The following is a 14880-nucleotide window of genomic DNA, read 5'->3' as shown; positions in this document are numbered from 1 at the left end:
GCGGTCAGGCGCGCCGCGGCTCCTTGAGCAACCCGCGCAGGTACTCTCCATAGCCGCTCTTGGCCAGCGGCTGCGCCAGCCGCTCGAGCTGGGCGGCGTCGATGAAGCCGCTGCGCCACGCGATCTCTTCCGGGCAGGCGATCTTCAGGCCCTGGCGGTGCTCCAGCGTGGCGATGAACTGGCCGGCTTCCAGCAGGCTGTCGTGGGTGCCGGTGTCCAGCCACGCGTAGCCGCGGTGCAGGATCTGCACGGCGAGCTGGCCGCGCTGGAGGTAGTGCCGGTTCACCTCGGTGATCTCCAGCTCGCCGCGCGCGCTGGGCCGGATCGAGCGGGCGATGTCGACCACCTGCGCGTCATAGAAGTACAGGCCCGTCACGGCGAAGTTGCTGCGCGGCTGCGCCGGCTTTTCTTCGATGCTGTCGGCCCGCCCCGCCGCATCGAAGCTCACCACGCCGTAACGCTGCGGATCCTGCACGTGGTAGGCGAATACGGTCGCGCCGTGGGCGCGCGCGTTCGCCGCCGCGAGAACCTCGCCCAGGTGGTGGCCGTAGAAGATGTTGTCGCCCAGCACGAGCGCGCTGGGCGCGCCGGCGAGGAAGCGCTCGCCGATCAGGAATGCCTGCGCCAGCCCGTCGGGGCGCTCCTGCACGGCGTACTGGATCGACAGGCCCCACTGCGAGCCGTCGCCCAGCAGCTGCTGGAAGCGCGGCGTGTCCTGCGGCGTGCTGATCACCAGCACCTCGCGGATGCCCGCCAGCATCAGCGTGGTGAGCGGGTAGTACACCATCGGCTTGTCGTACACCGGCAGCAGCTGCTTGCTCATGGCCAGCGTCGCCGGATGCAGCCGGGTGCCGGAGCCGCCGGCCAGGATGATGCCCTTGCGTGTCGCCATGGCGGGCGATGATACGGGCGCCATCAGAAGTGGATCCCCCGCATCATCTGCTGCATCGCGACCGCCTCCGGCGTCAGCGGCTTGGCGCCCTTCTCGCCCTTGGCCGCGGGCGACTCCGGGAACATGCGGAAGCTGGTGTTCATGACGATGTGCGCGATGCGCGGCGCCACCGCGTGCAGCAGCTCGCCCGCCGTGCCCAGGCGGGTGGCGATGCGCACCGGCTTGTGGATGCAGGCCTGCGCCACCAGGTCGGCGGCCTCTTCGGGCGAGAGCGTCGGCACGTTCTTGTAGATCTCGGTGGGCGCGATCATGGGCGTGCGCACCAGCGGCATGTTGATGGTGGTGAAGGTCACGCCCTGGTCGGCGTACTCGCTGGCGGCGCAGCGCGTCCACGCATCCAGCGCCGCCTTGCTGGCCACGTAGGCGGAAAAGCGCGGCGCGTTGGTCAGCACGCCGATCGAGCTGATGTTGACCACGTGGCCCCGGTGCCGCTCCACCATGCCGGGCAGCAGGCCCATCGTCACGCGCAGGCAGCCGAAGTAGTTCAGCTGCATGGTGCGCTCGAAGTCGTGAAAGCGGTCGTAGCTGGATTCGATGGCGCGGCGGATCGAGCGGCCGGCGTTGTTGATCAGGAAGTCGACGCCGCCGTGCTTGTCGACCAGCAGCTTGACGAAGCGGTCGCAGTCGACCATGTCGGCCAGGTCCACCGGGTAGGCGATGAATTCATGTCCCCTGGCGTGGGCGGCCTTGCACGCCTCGTCCAGCTTGTCCTGGTCGCGGCCGCAGATGATGGTGGTGGCGCCCGCCTCGGCGAACTTGTGCGCCGTCGCCAGGCCGATGCCCGAGGAGCCCCCGGTGACCAGCACGACGCGCCCGCCCACGGTGCCGCGCAGCGACCGGTCGATGTGCAGGTCGGGATCGAGGTGGCGCTCCCAGTAGTCCCACAGCCGCCAAGCGTAGTCGTGCAGGTTCGGGCACGCGATGCCGGAGCCCTTGAGCGCGGCCGTCGTCTCGCGGCAATCGAACCGCGTCGGGTAGTTGACGAAGGTGAGGATGTCCTCGGGCAGGCCCAGGTCCTGCATCACCGCGTGGCGGATGCGGCGCACCGGCGCCAGCGCCAGCAGTCCCTTCTTGACGCCGCGCGGGATGAAGCCCAGCAGCGCCGCGTTGATGAACAGGTTCATCTTGGGCGCGTGCGCGGCGCGGCTGAAGATGTCCAGCACGTCGCCCACGCGGTAGCCCACCGGGTCGACCAGGTGGTAGCACTTGCCCTCGGTGCCCCTCAGGTGGCTGATGCGGTGGAGCGCATCGACCACGAAGTCCACCGGCACGATGTTGATGCGCCCGCCTTCCAGGCCCACCGCGGGCATCCAGGGCGGCAGCAGCTGGCGCATGCGCTGGATCAGCTTGAAGAAGTAGTACGGCCCGTCGACCTTGTCCATCTCGCCGGTGCGGCTGTCGCCGACCACCATCGCCGGGCGGTACACCGTCCACGGCACCTTGCAGTCCTTGCGCACGATCCTCTCGCTCTCGTGCTTGGTCATGAAGTACGGATGGTCGATGTTCTCGGCCTCCTCGAACATGTCCTCCCGGAACACGCCCTCGTAGAGCCCCGCCGCGGCGATCGAGGACATGTGGTGGAAGTGCCCGGCATCGATGGCCTTGGCGAACTCCACCGCATGCCGGGTGCCCTCGATGTTGGCGGCAACCTGGCTTTCGGCATCGGCAGCCAGGTCGTACACGGCGGCCAGGTGGTACATGTGGTCGATGCGGCCCTTGAGCTTCCTGAGCTCGTCGGCGGCGACACCCAGCTTCTTGGCCGTGAGGTCGCCGAAGACCGGGATCGCCCGCTCGGCGCCCACGCCCCACCACTCGCGCAGCGCCTCGACCTTGCCCTCGCTCTCCTGGCGCAGCAGGAAGTGCACGACGGCCCCCTTGCGCTCGAGCAGCTTCCTGACCAGCCGCTTGCCGATGAAGCCGGTGGCGCCGGTGACGAAATAGTGCATGGGGCCCTCCTCCGTGGACATGTGCCTCGCCACGATTCTTGTCCAAAAGCACGCGGCCCAGCATCCCGCACAAACCCGTTGCCGCGTTGGGGCGGGCGGCCGGTTTAGAAGCCGCCGCCTAACCGGCAGCGGCGTGCCGCCCGTACATTGGCGAGTGCGGGCCCGGCACGGTGCCGGGCGCGCGCCCATCGTTCAATCCAGGAGTCGACATGGTCAAGAAGATGCAGCGGTCCGGCGGCGACGGCGGCGCGGACAGCAAGGGCAGCAGGGAGCAACTGGCCGGCACGGTCAAGGAGTCGGCCAGCCAGATCTGGCTCGCCGGCCTGGGCGCCTTCTCCAAGGCGCAGGAGGAAGGCGGCAAGGTCTTCGAGGCGCTGGTCAAGGAAGGCCTGTCGATGCAGCGCAAGACCCAGGCGGCCGCCGAGGACAAGCTCTCCGAGGCCACCAGCCGCATGGCCAGCATGGCCAGCGACCTGTCCTCCAAGGCCTCCGGCCAGTGGGACAAGCTCGAATCGATCTTCGAGGAGCGCGTCTCGCGCGCGCTCGGCAAGCTGGGCGTGCCCACGTCCAAGGAGATCGACGTGCTGGTGGCGCGCATCGACGAACTCAATCGCAGCGTGGCCCGCATGAGCGCCAGGGCGGCGACCGCCAAGGCACCTCGCGCCTCCAGCGCCGCCAGCGGCGCCACCAGGCCGGCCGCGAAGAAGCGGACGGCGCGCAAGACGGCGTGACGCGCCACCCCGTGCGCCGCCTGCGGGCCGCCGGTGCGTGCTGCGTCGCAGCAGCCCCGGGCGGGCCCGCCACCTACACTGGAAGTTCATGAGCAGGAACAGCAGGTCGCCCCGCATCGCGCTGGCACTGGCCGGCGGCGGTCCCCTGGGGGCCATCTACGAGATCGGCGCGCTGTGCGCGCTGGAGGACGCGCTTGAAGGCGTCGCGTTCGATCGCCTGGACCACTATGTCGGCGTCTCGGCCGGCGGCTTCATCGCCGCGGCCATGGCCAACGGCATGCGGCCGCGCGAGCTGTGCGCGTCGTTCATCGAGAACCGCGGCGCCAGCGAGGTGTTCGATCCGGCGTGGCTGATGGTGCCGGCGTACGGCGAATTCCTGCGCCGCAGCCTGATGCTGCCCGGCCTGGCGGTCGCCGGACTGTGGCGCACGGCGCGCCGCCGCAAGCCGCTCACGCACCTGTTCGAGCAGCTCGGCCCCGCCCTGCCCACCGGCCTGTTCGCCAACGACGAGATCGACCGGCGGCTCTCGCAGGTGTTCACGCAGGGGGGCCGCACCAACGACTTCCGCCGGCTGCGCGGGCGCCTCACGCTGGTGGCCACCGACCTGGACACCGGCGCGCCCACGCCGTTCGGCCAGCCGGGCTGGGACGACGTGTCGATCTCCAAGGCGGTGCAGGCCAGTTCGGCCCTGCCCGGCCTGTTCCCGCCGGTGCCTATCGGCGACCGCTACTACGTCGACGGCGCGCTGAACAAGACCATGCACGCGTCGGTCGCCCTCGCGCACGGCGTGGACCTGATGTTCTGCATCAACCCGATGGTGCCGTTCGACGCCACCGAGGCGCCCGCGGGCGGCCGCCCCATGCCCGCCGGCCAGCGCGCCATCCCGCGCCTGGTGGACGCGGGCCTGCCGGCCGTCCTGAGCCAGACCTTCCGCACCATGATCCATTCGCGGCTCAAGCTGGGGATGCGGCAGTACGAGCGCGCCTACCCCGACGCCGACATCGTGCTGCTCGAGCCCGACCCGCGCGATCCGCAGTGGTACATGGCGAACACGTTCAGCTACCGCGAGCGGCGCGAACTGGCCGAGCATGCCTACCAGCAGACGCGCGCGATGCTGCACGCGCAGCGCGCCACGCTCGCACCCAAGTTCGCCCGCCATGGCATCGTGCTGCGCGTCGACCTGCTGCAGCAGCGCCGCCACCTGGTCGCGCCGTCGGCGACCGCCCGCACCAACCTCGGGCGCGCGGTCGCCAGGCTCGATGACGTGCTGGCCGACCTGGGGCGCCTGGTCGAACCCGGGACCGCGTGAGATGGCCAGGAAGGCGCCTCGCCGCACCGCCGAACGGATCCTGGAGGTCACCCTCGAGCTGTTCAACCGGTTCGGCGAGCCCAACGTCTCCACCACGCTGATTTCCGCCGAGCTGGGCATCAGCCCGGGCAACCTGTACTACCACTACCCGGCCAAGGACGAGCTGATCAACTCGCTGTTCGACCGCTACGAACAGGCCCTGTCGGAGCTGCTCACCGCCGCCGGCGACGTGCGCGATGTCGAGGACGCCTGGTTCTTCATGCACTCGCTGTTCGAGCTGATCTGGCAGTACCGCTTCCTGTACCGCGACCTGAACGACCTGCTGTCCAAGAACCGGCGGCTGGAGACGCACTTCCAGTGGGTGTTGAAGAACAAGACGCGCGCGGTGCGCGCCATGCTGGACGGCATGGGCCGCTCGGGCGCGATGCGCATCGACTCGCGCGAGGCCGAACCCACGGCCACCAGCATGGTGGTGGTGCTGACCTACTGGCTCAGCTTCGAGTACGTGCGCGACCCGCGCAACGCGCTCGAACCGCGGAGCGCGCAGGCCGCCCTGCTGCGCGGAGCGCACCACGTGCTCAATCTGCTGGTACCCTATCTCGAACCGGGCCAGCGCATGCACCTGCTGAGCCTGGCGGGGGCCTACGCATCGGCCGGGCCACCGCAGTGACGACGGGAGACGAGCGTGGGCAAGTGGGCGGCTTTTCCGCACCCGGGGGAATTCGACATCGATGCCGCCGAGGTGCGCCGGCGCTGGGCGCGGCTGCACGCGGGCGACGCCGTGCCGCTGCCGCAGGACGAGGCCGACCTGCAGGCCTGGGTCCACTTCCACCGCGGTGAATTCCAGCAGGCCGCCGAACTCGGCGCGGCCACCGGCGGGCTGGCGCAGCTGGCGGGCATCAAGGCCACCTGCATCCACGCCACCTACCTGGAGAAAAAGGAGAAGGCCAAGCTCGACCTGTTCCTCGACGCCGCGCAGCGCGCGGAGGCGTTCGCCCGCCGCGACCCCACCAGTGCCACCGCCTGGCACCTGCACGGATACGCGCTGGGCCGCTACAGCCAGGGCATCAGCGTGGCCAAGGCGCTCGCCCAGGGCCTGGGCAGCAAGGTGAAGGAATCGCTGGAGCGCGCCATCAAGCTGCAGCCGCGGCATGCCGACGCGCACATCGGCCTGGGCAGCTTCCACGCCGAGGTGATCGACAAGGTCGGCGCCCTCATCGGCGGCATGACCTACGGGGCCAAGAAGGAGACCGGCCTGAAGCTGTTCGAGGAAGGGCTGCGCCTGAACCCGACCTCGGTCATCGGGCTGATCGAGTACGCCAACGGCCTGGTGATGCTGGAAGGCGAGTCGCGGCTGGCCGAGGCGACGGCGCTCTACGAGCGCGCGGCCGCCGTCCAGCCAATGGACGCCGCCGAGCGGCTCAACGTCCTGCTCGCCCAGGCCGAGCTGCGGGAGTAGGCGCTGCTGGGCTGCACCGCGCGGCACTCACCTACAGCCGCGGCGGGCGCGCTCACCCAGACTCGCGCCCCATGGACATCTTCCAAGCCCTTCTCCAGAGCCACCAGCGCCAGCGCGCCATCTGCACCCGCCTGCTGTCGGGCATCGGCGAGCCCGCCGAGCGCCGCCAGGCCTTCGACGAGCTGCGCACCGAGATGGCGGCGCACGAGACCGCCGAGGAGCGCGCGTTCTACGTGCCCCTCATCGAGCACGACGAGACCATCGACCCGGCCCGGCACGGCATCTCCGAACACCACGAGATGGACGAGATGGTGGAGGGCCTGGACAAGAGCAAGGAAGGCTCGGCCGAGTGGCTGGAGACGGTCGGCAAGCTGGTGCACAAGGTGCAGCACCACCTCGAGGAGGAGGAGCAGAAGTTCTTCCCCGAGGCCAGGAAGGTGCTCGCCAAGGACCAGCAGGAGGCGCTGGGCGCGCTCTACCTGCAGGAGCACGAGCGACTGCACGAGAAGGAAGCGCAGGCCTAGCAGCCGCCGGCCGCCCTGCCCTTCGGCATGGCCGGCCCCCCATCCACCATCAGGCCGGCCGCCGCGCCGCCGCAGGGCGGGCCTGCAGGGTCGTCCAGGGAATCGTGGCGTCACGCTGGACGTCGGCCGCGGCGCGGGTCGCGCCGGCATCGATCCAGGCCTGCGCCAGGCCCGCCAGGGGCACCGTCTGCGCCCGCAGCCGCGCGCGCAGCAGCATCCTCAGCATCCGTGCCCGATGACGGAAGCAAGGGATGGGCTCCCGAGCCGGGATGACCGCGGCACGGCGCAGCATCAATCGCCGCCGGCGCCCCAGGGCAACATCAGCGTGACCAGCGACAGCTGGTCGAACTCGGGGATGAACTCGTCGATGATCTTCTGCGGCTGCGGGCACAGGGCCACGTCGCCCATCACGCCGAACTGCACGTTGCCGCCGTAGCTGAGGATCGAGACGCCCAGGCCGATGTTGCCGGACTGGGGCACCCAGAACATGCTCTGGTCCAGCGTCGAGCCCAGGAACCGCAGCTTGTCGCGCGGGCCGGGCACGTTGGTCATCACGGCCGTGGTCTTCTTGCCGAACAGGTCGAGGATCGCGTCCTGCACCGGCTTGACCATCAGGCCGGCGACGGTGAGCACCAGGAAGGCGAGCATCGGCTGGGTGCTGCCCTTGAGCGCGTTCATGCGCCGGCGCACCTCGTACACGCGCTCGATCGGATTGCCGATGCCGATGGGCAGCACCAGCGGCACCAGCCCGAAGCGGTTGCCCAGCTGGTGCGCCTCCGCGACCGGGCGCAGGTTCACAGGCACCATCGCGCGGATCTCGACGCCCTTCACATCGTCGCCCTGGCGGCGCAGGTACTGGCCGATCGCGCCCGCCACGCACGACAGCAGCACGTCGTTGATCGAGCAGTTCAGCGCCTTGCCCACCGCCTTGACCTCGTCCAGCGGCAGCGGGTCGCACCAGGCGACCTTCTTGCGCCCGATCGGCTGCCCCTTCAGGCGCGTGCGGGAATCGTCGGGCATCAGCAGCAAGGCGGCGGCGTCGCTCACCACTTGGTAGGCGAGCTTGGCGGCGCCAACGCCGCCCTCGACGCCCTTGTGCGGATCCAGCAGCAGCCCCAGCGACATCTCGGCGCCGGCGCCGGCGACGTCGAGCGCCTTGACCGCCGCCTCGGTGATCGGCCTGACCAGCGTGTGCGTGAGCCAGTCCTCCTCCACCGCGGCAGGGCGGCGCCGCAGCGGCGGCGCGGCACCGCCATCCACCAGCGACATCGTCACCGCGATCAGCGCGATGCCGTCGGCGATGCAGTGGTGGATGCGCACGATGAGCGCGCTGCCGCCGTCGTAGTCCTCCACCAGGTGCATCTGCCAGAGCGGGCGGCCCCGGTCCAGCGGCTGCGCGGCCAGCTCGCCCACGCGCGCCTGCAAGGCCGCCTGCTCGCCGCCGGCGCGCGTGCGCGGCAGCTTCTCGCGCACGACGTGCCGACGGATGTCGACGGGACGGTCCTCCACCCAGCTGGCGCCGGTGGCGTCCTGCTGCACGCGTTGCCGGAAGCGGGCGTAGCGCAGCAGCCGCTCCTGCACGCGCTGGCAGACGGCGTCGTACGACACGCCCGGGCGCAGCGTCCACACGCCCATGATCATCATCAGGTTGTGGTCCGAGTCCATGCGCAGCCAGGCCGTGTCGACCTTGGTCATGCGCTCGCCGCCCGGGCCCCGCACGCCGCCCGCGGCAGGCGGCGCAGGCCGCGCCTGGCGCCGCGCACGAGGCGCGGCGGGCGCGGGAGCCGGGTCAGGCTGGCGGGCGAGGCGGGTCACCATGGCGGTCTTTCGGGTGGGCAGCCGGCCGATTGTCGGCAAGGGCCTGCGCTTAAGATACTGCGAACTTTCCCGAGAGGATCCGCCATGCCGCTGAAAGACGACTTCGACGCCGCCGTCGCCAACTCCAAGAAGCTGAGCGAGCGGCCGGACAACGCCACGCTGCTGAAGATCTACGGCCTGTACAAGCAGGCGACCGTGGGCGACAACGGCGAGAAGAAGCCGGGCTTCGGCGACATGGTCGGGCGCGCGAAGTGGGACGCCTGGAACGGCTTCAAGGGCCTGTCGCAGGACGAGGCCATGCAGCAGTACGTGGACCTGATCACGTCCCTGGGCGGCTAGCCGCGAACGCGCACTCGGCACGCGGGCCAGCGGCGCATCCTGCGCGCCGACCCGGCCTTGCCGATCTCAATCGACCGAGATCTTCGCGTCGCGGATCACGCGGCCCCAGCGATCGAGTTCGCGCCGGGTGAATTCGCCGAACTGCTGCGGGGTCATGGTCTCCACCGCCGTGCCGGTCTCCTCGGCGCGCCGCCGCACCTCCGGCGTCTGCAGGATCCGGTTCACCTCGGCGTTGAGCGTCTGGATCACCTCGGGCGGCGTGCCCGCCGGCGCGTAGAGCGCGAACCACGAGTCGAGCTCGTAGCCGGGCAGCCCCGCCTCGGTGGTCGTCGGCACGTTGGGCAGCGACGCCAGGCGCCTGGTGCTCGTGACCCCCAGGCCCTTGAGCTTGCCGGCCTGGATCTGGCTCACCACCCCGGCCGGCGTGGTGATGAACAGGTCGACCTGGCCGCCCATCAAGTCCTGCACCGCCGGCCCGGATCCCTTGTACGGCACGTGCGTGAGCTGGGTCCCGGTGAGCTGCTTGAACAGCTCGCCCGCGATGTGCTGGATCGAGCCGTTGCCCGAGGACGCGTAATTGAGCTTGCCCGGGTTGGCCTTCGCATAGGCGATGAGTTCGGCCAGCGTGTTGGCCGGCAGCTTCGGGCTGGCGGCGATGACCTGCGGTGCGCGGGTCATCATCGCCACCGGCGCGAAATCCTTCAACGCGTCCCAGCCCGCCTGCTTGAACAGGTGCGGGTTGGCTACCTGGTAGCCGCTGTAGGCCACCAGCAGCGTGTAGCCGTCGGGCTTGGCGCGGGCGACGAGCTGGTTGCCGATGTTGCCCGAGGCACCCGGCTTGTTGTCCACCACCACCGGCTGCCCGAGCGCGCGCGAGAGCTGGTCGGTCACCAGCCGGGCCGTGAAATCGGTGCTGCCGCCCGGCGCGGTGGGCACCACCAGCGTGATGGGGCGCTGGGGATACTTGCCGCCCTGCGCGAACAGGTGGGGGCTGGTGCCGGCCAGCGCGGCCCAGGCCAGGACGTGGCGTCGTTGCATGGTCATGTCTCCTTGGAAAATCAGCAGGCCGGCCAGCTCAGGCCGGCTCGGAAATCCCGATCAGGTTCAGATCGGGGTCGCGCACGTCGACCGAGCGGATCGGCCCGGTGGCGCCGGTGCGCAGCACCGGCCCCTCCACGACGGGCCAGCCGGCGAGCGCCAGCCGGTCGATCACGCGACGGCTCCGCGCAGCGCGGCAACGGAGGGCGGCGCCGGATGCAGGTCGACGATGCGTCCCGCCTTGGCGACCTGCCCGGGCACGTCGTGGCCCACCAGCTGCGGCAGGCGCCGCGCGATGTCCAGCAGGCGCGGCAGGTCGACACCCGTGTCGACCCCCATCGCCTCCAGCATGTGGATCGCGTCCTCGCTGCTGATGTTGCCGCTCGCGCCGGGCGCGTAGGGACAGCCGCCCAGGCCGCCGAGCGAGCCGTCGAACCGGTCGATGCCCGCCTGCACCGCGGCCAGCACGTTGGCCAGGCCCATGCCGCGCGTGTTGTGGAAGTGCAGCGCCAGCTGCAGGCCGGCGAAACGCTCGCGCAGCGCGCGCGCCATCGCGGCCACCTGCGCGGGATGCGCCATGCCGGTGGTGTCGCAGATCGTCAGCCCACGCACGCCCAGCCCGGCGAACCGGTCGGCCCAGCGCAGCACCTCGTCCTGCGGCACGTCGCCTTCCATCGGGCAGCCGAAGCAGGTGGACAGCGACACGTTCACCGGCACCTGCCCGGCCGCCAGCGCGATCACGTCGCGCAGCCCCTCGAAGCTCTTCTCGCGCGGCATGCGCAGGTTGGCCAGGTTGTGCGTCTCCGAGGTGGACATCACCACGTTGAGCTCGTCGGGCCGCACGCCCAAGGCGCGCTCGGCGCCGCGCACGTTGGGCACCAGCACCGTGTACTCGACGCCCGGCACGCGCCGGATGCGGCCCATCACCTCCTCGGCGTCGCGCAGCATGGGGATCGCCTTGGCCGAGGTGAACGAGGTCACCTCGATCTTGGAAAAGCCGCACCCGGACAACGCGTCGACGAGGGCCACCTTGGCATCGGTGGGAACGAACTCGGGCTCGTTCTGGAAACCGTCGCGGGTGACGACTTCCTGGAAGTGGATGCGCCGGCTCATGCCTGCCCCCCGCCGACGACGCCGCGGTCCTTCAGCGCGGCGATCTGCGCCTCGGTCAGGCCCACCTCGCGCAGCACGGCATCGGTGTCCTGCCCCAGCGATGGCGCGTTGCGGCGGTGGCCGCCCGGGGTGAGCGACAGCTTGGGCACGATGCCCGGCACCGCCAGCGTGCTGCCGTCGTCCAGCCGCAGCTCCTCGAGCATTCCGCGCGCGCGGTAGTGCGGGTCGGCCGCGATGTCGGCCACGGTGTAGATGCGGCCGGCCGGCACCTTGGCTTCGTCCAGTGCCGCCAGCACCTCGTCGACCGTGCGCCGCGCCGTCCACTCGCCGATGGCGGCATCCAGCTCGGTCACCCGCGCCACGCGGCCATCATTGCTGGCCAGGCCGGGATCGGCGGCCAGGTCGGGCCGGCCGATCACGCCCATCAGGCGGCGGAAGATGCTGTCGCCGTTGCCCGCGACGAGCGCGTAGCCGCCGTCGCGGCACTTGTACGCATTGGTCGGTGCGATGCCCGGCAGCGCGCTGCCGGCCGCGTGCCGCACGGCGCCGAAGGCGCTGTATTCGGGCAGCAGGCTTTCCATGCAGTTGAACACCGCCTCGTACAGCGCCACGTCGACCACCTGGCCCCGGCCGGTGGCGTGCCGGTGCTGCAGCGCCAGCAGGATGCCGATCACGCCGTGCAGTGCCGCCAGCGTGTCGCCGATGGACACGCCCACGCGCACCGGCACCCGGCCGGGCTCGCCGGTGAGGTGGCGCAGCCCCCCCATGGCCTCGGCGACCACGCCGAAGCCGGGGCGGTCTCGGTAGGGACCGGTCTGGCCATAGCCGCTGATGCGCAGCACGACCAGCCGCGGGTTGGCCGCGAGCAGCGCATCCGGGCCCAGGCCCCAGCCTTCCATGGCGCCGGGGCGGAAGTTCTCGATCAGCACATCGGCTTCGGCGGCGAGCTTGCGCACGACGTCCTGGGCGGCCGGCTCCTTCAGGTCCAGCGCGACGGAGCGCTTGTTGCGCGACTGCACCTGCCACCACACGGACGTGCCGTCCTTGAGCAGGCGCCACTTGCGCAGCGGGTCGCCCCCCGCCGGCGGCTCGACCTTGATCACGTCGGCACCGAAATCGGCCAGCGTCTTGGCGGCGAACGGGCCGGCGATGAGCTGCCCGAGTTCCACCACCTTCAGCCCGGCCAGCGGGCCCTGCGCGGATGTCTGCATGGGGGCGCAGTCTGCAGGCCGCGCCCCTGGCCGTCCATTGCTAGCTGCGACGGCGAGCCTTCGCATCCTGCGAAGGCTGGACCAGGAAATCGAGCAGCGCCTCCACGACCGCGTCGCCCTGCGTGCCGACGGCCGCGGCCGCCAGCAGCTGGCGTTGCGCCCAGGGGTCGGCCAACGGCCGCCAGCCCAGTCCCATCGCCCGCACCATCGGCAGCACCGCGGCCTTGGGCAGCACCGCCAGCCCGAGGCCGGAGGCGACCAGGTGGCACACGGCGTCGAAGCTGCGCACCTGCATGCGCAGCCGCAGCGGCCGGTTCGCGGCGAGCGCCGCCTGCTGCTGCTTCTGCAGCATGGCCGCGCCGGTGTTCAGGCTGATCCAGTCCTCGTCCAGCGCCTGCGCGAACGGCAGCGCCGTGCGGCCCGAGAGCCGGTGGCCGCGCGGCAGGACGATGACCAGTTCGTCGCGCCGGAACGGGCGCGTGGCCAGGCCGGCCGTGTCGGGCCCCTCGACGAAGACCCCGAGGTCGCAGCGGCCTTCGCGCAGGGCGGCCGCCACGCCCTCGGACACCTGCTCCTCCAGGTCGACACGCACCTGCGGCGCGCGGCGCGCATAGGCGGCGAGCAGCGGTGGCAGGAACTGGCTGATGGCGGCGGTGCTGGCGCAAAGGCGCAGGTGGCGCGCGACACCCTGCCGCAGGTCCGCGAGCTCGCCCCCCATCTGCTCCAGCGTCTGCAGCAGCGCCAGGCCATGCTTGACGAACACCCGGCCGGCGGCGGTGGGCCGCACCCCGCGTGCGTGGCGGTCGAACAGCGGCTCGCCGATGGCCGTCTCGAGGTCGCGGATGCGGCGGCTGGCGGCGGCCAGCGCGAGATGGGCCTCCTGCGCGGCGACGGTCAGGCTGCCGTGCTGCGCGCAGGCCACGGCCAGCCGCACGGACACCAGGTCGAAGCGGGCCAGGTTGTAGGGCGGCGCGGCCACGGCCAGCGCGTCAGGCCTTGCGTGCCTTGGCGGGCTTGGCGGCGGCCTTGGCCGACGCCTTGGCCACGGCCTGGTCGAAGGCCTTGGCCGGGTTGTGGTGGTTCAGCAGGTCGTCCAGGTTCTTGACGATCTCGGTCTCGATCCGGTCCTTGAACGCCCCGAGCAGGAAGCCCAGGCGCGCATGCAGCTCGAAGCCGTCGGACTTCACGCGCAGCTCGCCGTTCACGCCGGAGCGGGTGAAGGTCACCAGGTCGGACGTCTTGCCCTCCTCGTACGTGCAGTCCATGTCGAACTTCTCCTCCGCCGTCTCGGCCCACTTGAACGCCAGTTCGCGCGCGCGGGGAAGGCCCAGCTGGTGGGTGCGTTCGATGTGGATGTCAGGCACTGGGGGTCTCCTTGTTCTTCAGGATCCGGTGGCGGTCGGCCTTGGGCTGGTGCGCGAGCCGCTCTGCCTCATCATAGAACCGCGTCCAGTCGCCCCCGAGCGAGGCGAACAGGTGCTCGAAGCCGGGCACCAGTTCGTCGTAGGCGGCCTGGGCGCCGAACGAGGCGTTGTTCGCCTCGGCCACCCACCGGTCGGTCAGCCGCAGCCGCGCGGGCTCCAGCTGCCAGCTGTCGCGCAACTGGCGGTAGTCGGCGCGAAAGCGCGCCAGCACGTCGGCCTTGGCCCGCGCGCGCTGCGCCTCGTCGAGCGCGTGGTCGTCGTACACGGCCTCCAGCTGCTTGCGCGTGGACTGCGTGAGCGCGCGGAACTGGTTGCGGCGCGCGTCGTAGCGCGCGTATTCGGCCCGCGCCTCGTCGCTCGCCTGCGTGGCCAGCCAGCGCTGCACGCCCAGGCGCTCGACCGCGGTGGCGAAGGACTCGTTGAACATCGTGTCGTCCTGGGCATAGACGACCTGGTGGGCCAGCTCGTGGAAGATCATCCGCGCGAGCTCGCCCTCGGGATAGTTGATGAAGGTGTTGAGCAGCGGGTCGCCCCCCGCCCAGTTCATCCAGCCCAGGGTCGAGTAGGCCGGCACCGGGTAGGTGGCCGCCTCGAGCCCCTGCGCGGCCAGCCGGGCGGCCTCGGCCTTCGCCTCGGCCTCGTCGAAGTAGCCGCGGTAGCCCACGCAGCCCGTGACCGGGAAGCACCAGGTGCGCAGCTTGAGCGAGTACGGCGGCGCCGCCACCACGTTCCAGATCACCGCGCTGCGCTGCAGGTCGGCATAGCGGCGGTAGCTCGGGTTGTCCGGCAGCTTCAGCTCGCTGGAGGCGAACGCGCGGATGCGCTGGCTCAGGGCCAGCTTGTCCTTCAGGCGCTGCGGCGCCGTGTCGTCGGCCAGCCACTCCTGCACCGGCCTGGCGGCCTGCAGCATGCGCAGGTGGCCGGTCGCCGACTGCCAGTAGTAGCCCATGTTGGCGCAGCCGGCCAGGCACAGCGCCGACAGCGCGAGCACCGTTGTCCCGGCGAGCGATCCCACC

General features: G+C 71.1%; 16 protein-coding genes and 1 pseudogene. 6 read left to right on the top strand and 11 right to left on the bottom strand.

Features of this window, described 5'->3' with window-relative positions; genetic code table 11:
- Positions 1-4: 4 nt before the first annotated feature.
- On the bottom strand, positions 5-892 hold the full coding sequence (gene rfbA, locus AC3ANR_RS04545; protein WP_488290690.1) for a glucose-1-phosphate thymidylyltransferase RfbA: 888 nt from the start codon (positions 890-892) through the stop codon (positions 5-7).
- Between the two features lie 23 nt (positions 893-915).
- Positions 916-2898 (bottom strand): SDR family oxidoreductase, encoded by a 1983-nt coding sequence (locus AC3ANR_RS04540; protein ID WP_488290689.1) that lies wholly within the window; start codon positions 2896-2898, stop codon positions 916-918.
- Between the two features lie 209 nt (positions 2899-3107).
- Between AC3ANR_RS04540 and AC3ANR_RS04535 the strand changes: the two genes are divergently transcribed.
- The 5 genes from AC3ANR_RS04535 (at position 3108) to AC3ANR_RS04515 (ending at position 6921) form a co-directional block, all read left to right on the top strand.
- Positions 3108-3629 (top strand): phasin family protein, encoded by a 522-nt coding sequence (locus AC3ANR_RS04535; protein ID WP_488290688.1) that lies wholly within the window; start codon positions 3108-3110, stop codon positions 3627-3629.
- An 88-nt stretch (positions 3630-3717) separates the two neighbouring features.
- Positions 3718-4938: a patatin-like phospholipase family protein gene (locus tag AC3ANR_RS04530; RefSeq protein WP_488290687.1), complete on the top strand. Its 1221-nt coding sequence runs from the start codon at positions 3718-3720 to the stop codon at positions 4936-4938.
- 1 nt (position 4939) lies between these two features.
- Positions 4940-5608, top strand: coding sequence for a TetR/AcrR family transcriptional regulator (locus tag AC3ANR_RS04525; RefSeq protein ID WP_488290686.1), 669 nt, complete (start codon positions 4940-4942; stop codon positions 5606-5608).
- Positions 5609-5623: 15 nt separating this feature from the next.
- On the top strand, positions 5624-6397 hold the full coding sequence (locus AC3ANR_RS04520; RefSeq protein WP_488290685.1) for a hypothetical protein: 774 nt from the start codon (positions 5624-5626) through the stop codon (positions 6395-6397).
- Positions 6398-6468: 71 nt separating this feature from the next.
- Positions 6469-6921 carry a hemerythrin domain-containing protein gene (locus AC3ANR_RS04515; protein ID WP_488290684.1) on the top strand — a complete coding sequence of 151 codons (453 nt, stop codon included), beginning with the start codon at positions 6469-6471 and terminating at the stop codon, positions 6919-6921.
- A gap of 49 nt (positions 6922-6970) precedes the next feature.
- On the opposite strand, the gene AC3ANR_RS04510 is transcribed toward AC3ANR_RS04515, so the two are convergent.
- Positions 6971-7147: a hypothetical protein gene (locus AC3ANR_RS04510; protein ID WP_488290683.1), complete on the bottom strand. Its 177-nt coding sequence runs from the start codon at positions 7145-7147 to the stop codon at positions 6971-6973.
- 65 nt (positions 7148-7212) lie between these two features.
- Positions 7213-8739, bottom strand: a complete 1527-nt coding sequence (locus AC3ANR_RS04505; RefSeq protein ID WP_488290682.1) for a wax ester/triacylglycerol synthase family O-acyltransferase — start codon at positions 8737-8739, stop codon at positions 7213-7215.
- An 84-nt stretch (positions 8740-8823) separates the two neighbouring features.
- On the opposite strand from AC3ANR_RS04505, the gene AC3ANR_RS04500 reads away from it, so the two are divergent.
- On the top strand, positions 8824-9078 hold the full coding sequence (locus AC3ANR_RS04500; protein ID WP_488290681.1) for an acyl-CoA-binding protein: 255 nt from the start codon (positions 8824-8826) through the stop codon (positions 9076-9078).
- A 66-nt stretch (positions 9079-9144) separates the two neighbouring features.
- Here the strand turns inward: AC3ANR_RS04500 and AC3ANR_RS04495 are convergent, their stop codons facing one another.
- From AC3ANR_RS04495 to AC3ANR_RS04465, 7 genes and pseudogenes are all read right to left on the bottom strand, one after another.
- The gene (locus AC3ANR_RS04495) at positions 9145-10122 is read right to left on the bottom strand and encodes a Bug family tripartite tricarboxylate transporter substrate binding protein (protein WP_488290680.1); all 978 of its coding nucleotides are present in this window, start codon (positions 10120-10122) and stop codon (positions 9145-9147) included.
- Between the two features lie 31 nt (positions 10123-10153).
- Positions 10154-10291 (bottom strand): annotated as a pseudogene (locus tag AC3ANR_RS04490) (VOC family protein); the annotation flags it as partial.
- The gene (locus AC3ANR_RS04485) at positions 10288-11229 is read right to left on the bottom strand and encodes a hydroxymethylglutaryl-CoA lyase (protein WP_488290679.1); all 942 of its coding nucleotides are present in this window, start codon (positions 11227-11229) and stop codon (positions 10288-10290) included. The pseudogene AC3ANR_RS04490 and the gene AC3ANR_RS04485, both read right to left, overlap by 4 nt.
- Entirely contained in the window at positions 11226-12440 is a 1215-nt protein-coding gene (locus AC3ANR_RS04480; protein ID WP_488290678.1) for a CaiB/BaiF CoA transferase family protein, read from the bottom strand. Before AC3ANR_RS04480 ends, AC3ANR_RS04485 begins: the two co-directional genes overlap by 4 nt.
- Before the next feature lie 40 nt (positions 12441-12480).
- Positions 12481-13419: a LysR family transcriptional regulator gene (locus AC3ANR_RS04475; RefSeq protein WP_488290677.1), complete on the bottom strand. Its 939-nt coding sequence runs from the start codon at positions 13417-13419 to the stop codon at positions 12481-12483.
- Between the two features lie 10 nt (positions 13420-13429).
- A complete protein-coding gene (locus tag AC3ANR_RS04470) occupies positions 13430-13804 on the bottom strand; it encodes a polyhydroxyalkanoic acid system family protein (protein WP_488290676.1) in 375 nt (124 codons plus the stop codon).
- Positions 13797-14879 (bottom strand): aminopeptidase, encoded by a 1083-nt coding sequence (locus AC3ANR_RS04465; protein ID WP_488290675.1) that lies wholly within the window; start codon positions 14877-14879, stop codon positions 13797-13799. Before AC3ANR_RS04465 ends, AC3ANR_RS04470 begins: the two co-directional genes overlap by 8 nt.
- Between the last annotated feature and the right edge of the window lies 1 nt (position 14880).

It is taken from the genome of Ramlibacter sp. JJN2-2R (assembly GCF_057747835.1).
Note: the sequence above shows the minus strand (reverse complement) of the source record. Positions and strands in the feature narration are given on the sequence as shown.

Excerpts from the sequence above, each read along its gene's own strand:
- AC3ANR_RS04505 (WP_488290682.1), bottom strand. The coding sequence starts at position 8,739 with ATGGTGACCCGCCTCGCCCGCCAGCCTGACCCGGCTCCCGCGCCCGCC.
- AC3ANR_RS04515 (WP_488290684.1), top strand. The coding sequence starts at position 6,469 with ATGGACATCTTCCAAGCCCTTCTCCAGAGCCACCAGCGCCAGCGCGCC.
- rfbA (WP_488290690.1), bottom strand. The coding sequence starts at position 892 with ATGGCGACACGCAAGGGCATCATCCTGGCCGGCGGCTCCGGCACCCGG.
- AC3ANR_RS04500 (WP_488290681.1), top strand. The coding sequence starts at position 8,824 with ATGCCGCTGAAAGACGACTTCGACGCCGCCGTCGCCAACTCCAAGAAG.
- AC3ANR_RS04510 (WP_488290683.1), bottom strand. The coding sequence starts at position 7,147 with ATGCTGAGGATGCTGCTGCGCGCGCGGCTGCGGGCGCAGACGGTGCCC.
- AC3ANR_RS04525 (WP_488290686.1), top strand. The coding sequence starts at position 4,940 with ATGGCCAGGAAGGCGCCTCGCCGCACCGCCGAACGGATCCTGGAGGTC.
- AC3ANR_RS04485 (WP_488290679.1), bottom strand. The coding sequence starts at position 11,229 with ATGAGCCGGCGCATCCACTTCCAGGAAGTCGTCACCCGCGACGGTTTC.
- AC3ANR_RS04530 (WP_488290687.1), top strand. The coding sequence starts at position 3,718 with ATGAGCAGGAACAGCAGGTCGCCCCGCATCGCGCTGGCACTGGCCGGC.
- AC3ANR_RS04535 (WP_488290688.1), top strand. The coding sequence starts at position 3,108 with ATGGTCAAGAAGATGCAGCGGTCCGGCGGCGACGGCGGCGCGGACAGC.
- AC3ANR_RS04480 (WP_488290678.1), bottom strand. The coding sequence starts at position 12,440 with ATGCAGACATCCGCGCAGGGCCCGCTGGCCGGGCTGAAGGTGGTGGAA.
- AC3ANR_RS04495 (WP_488290680.1), bottom strand. The coding sequence starts at position 10,122 with ATGACCATGCAACGACGCCACGTCCTGGCCTGGGCCGCGCTGGCCGGC.
- AC3ANR_RS04540 (WP_488290689.1), bottom strand. The coding sequence starts at position 2,898 with ATGCACTATTTCGTCACCGGCGCCACCGGCTTCATCGGCAAGCGGCTG.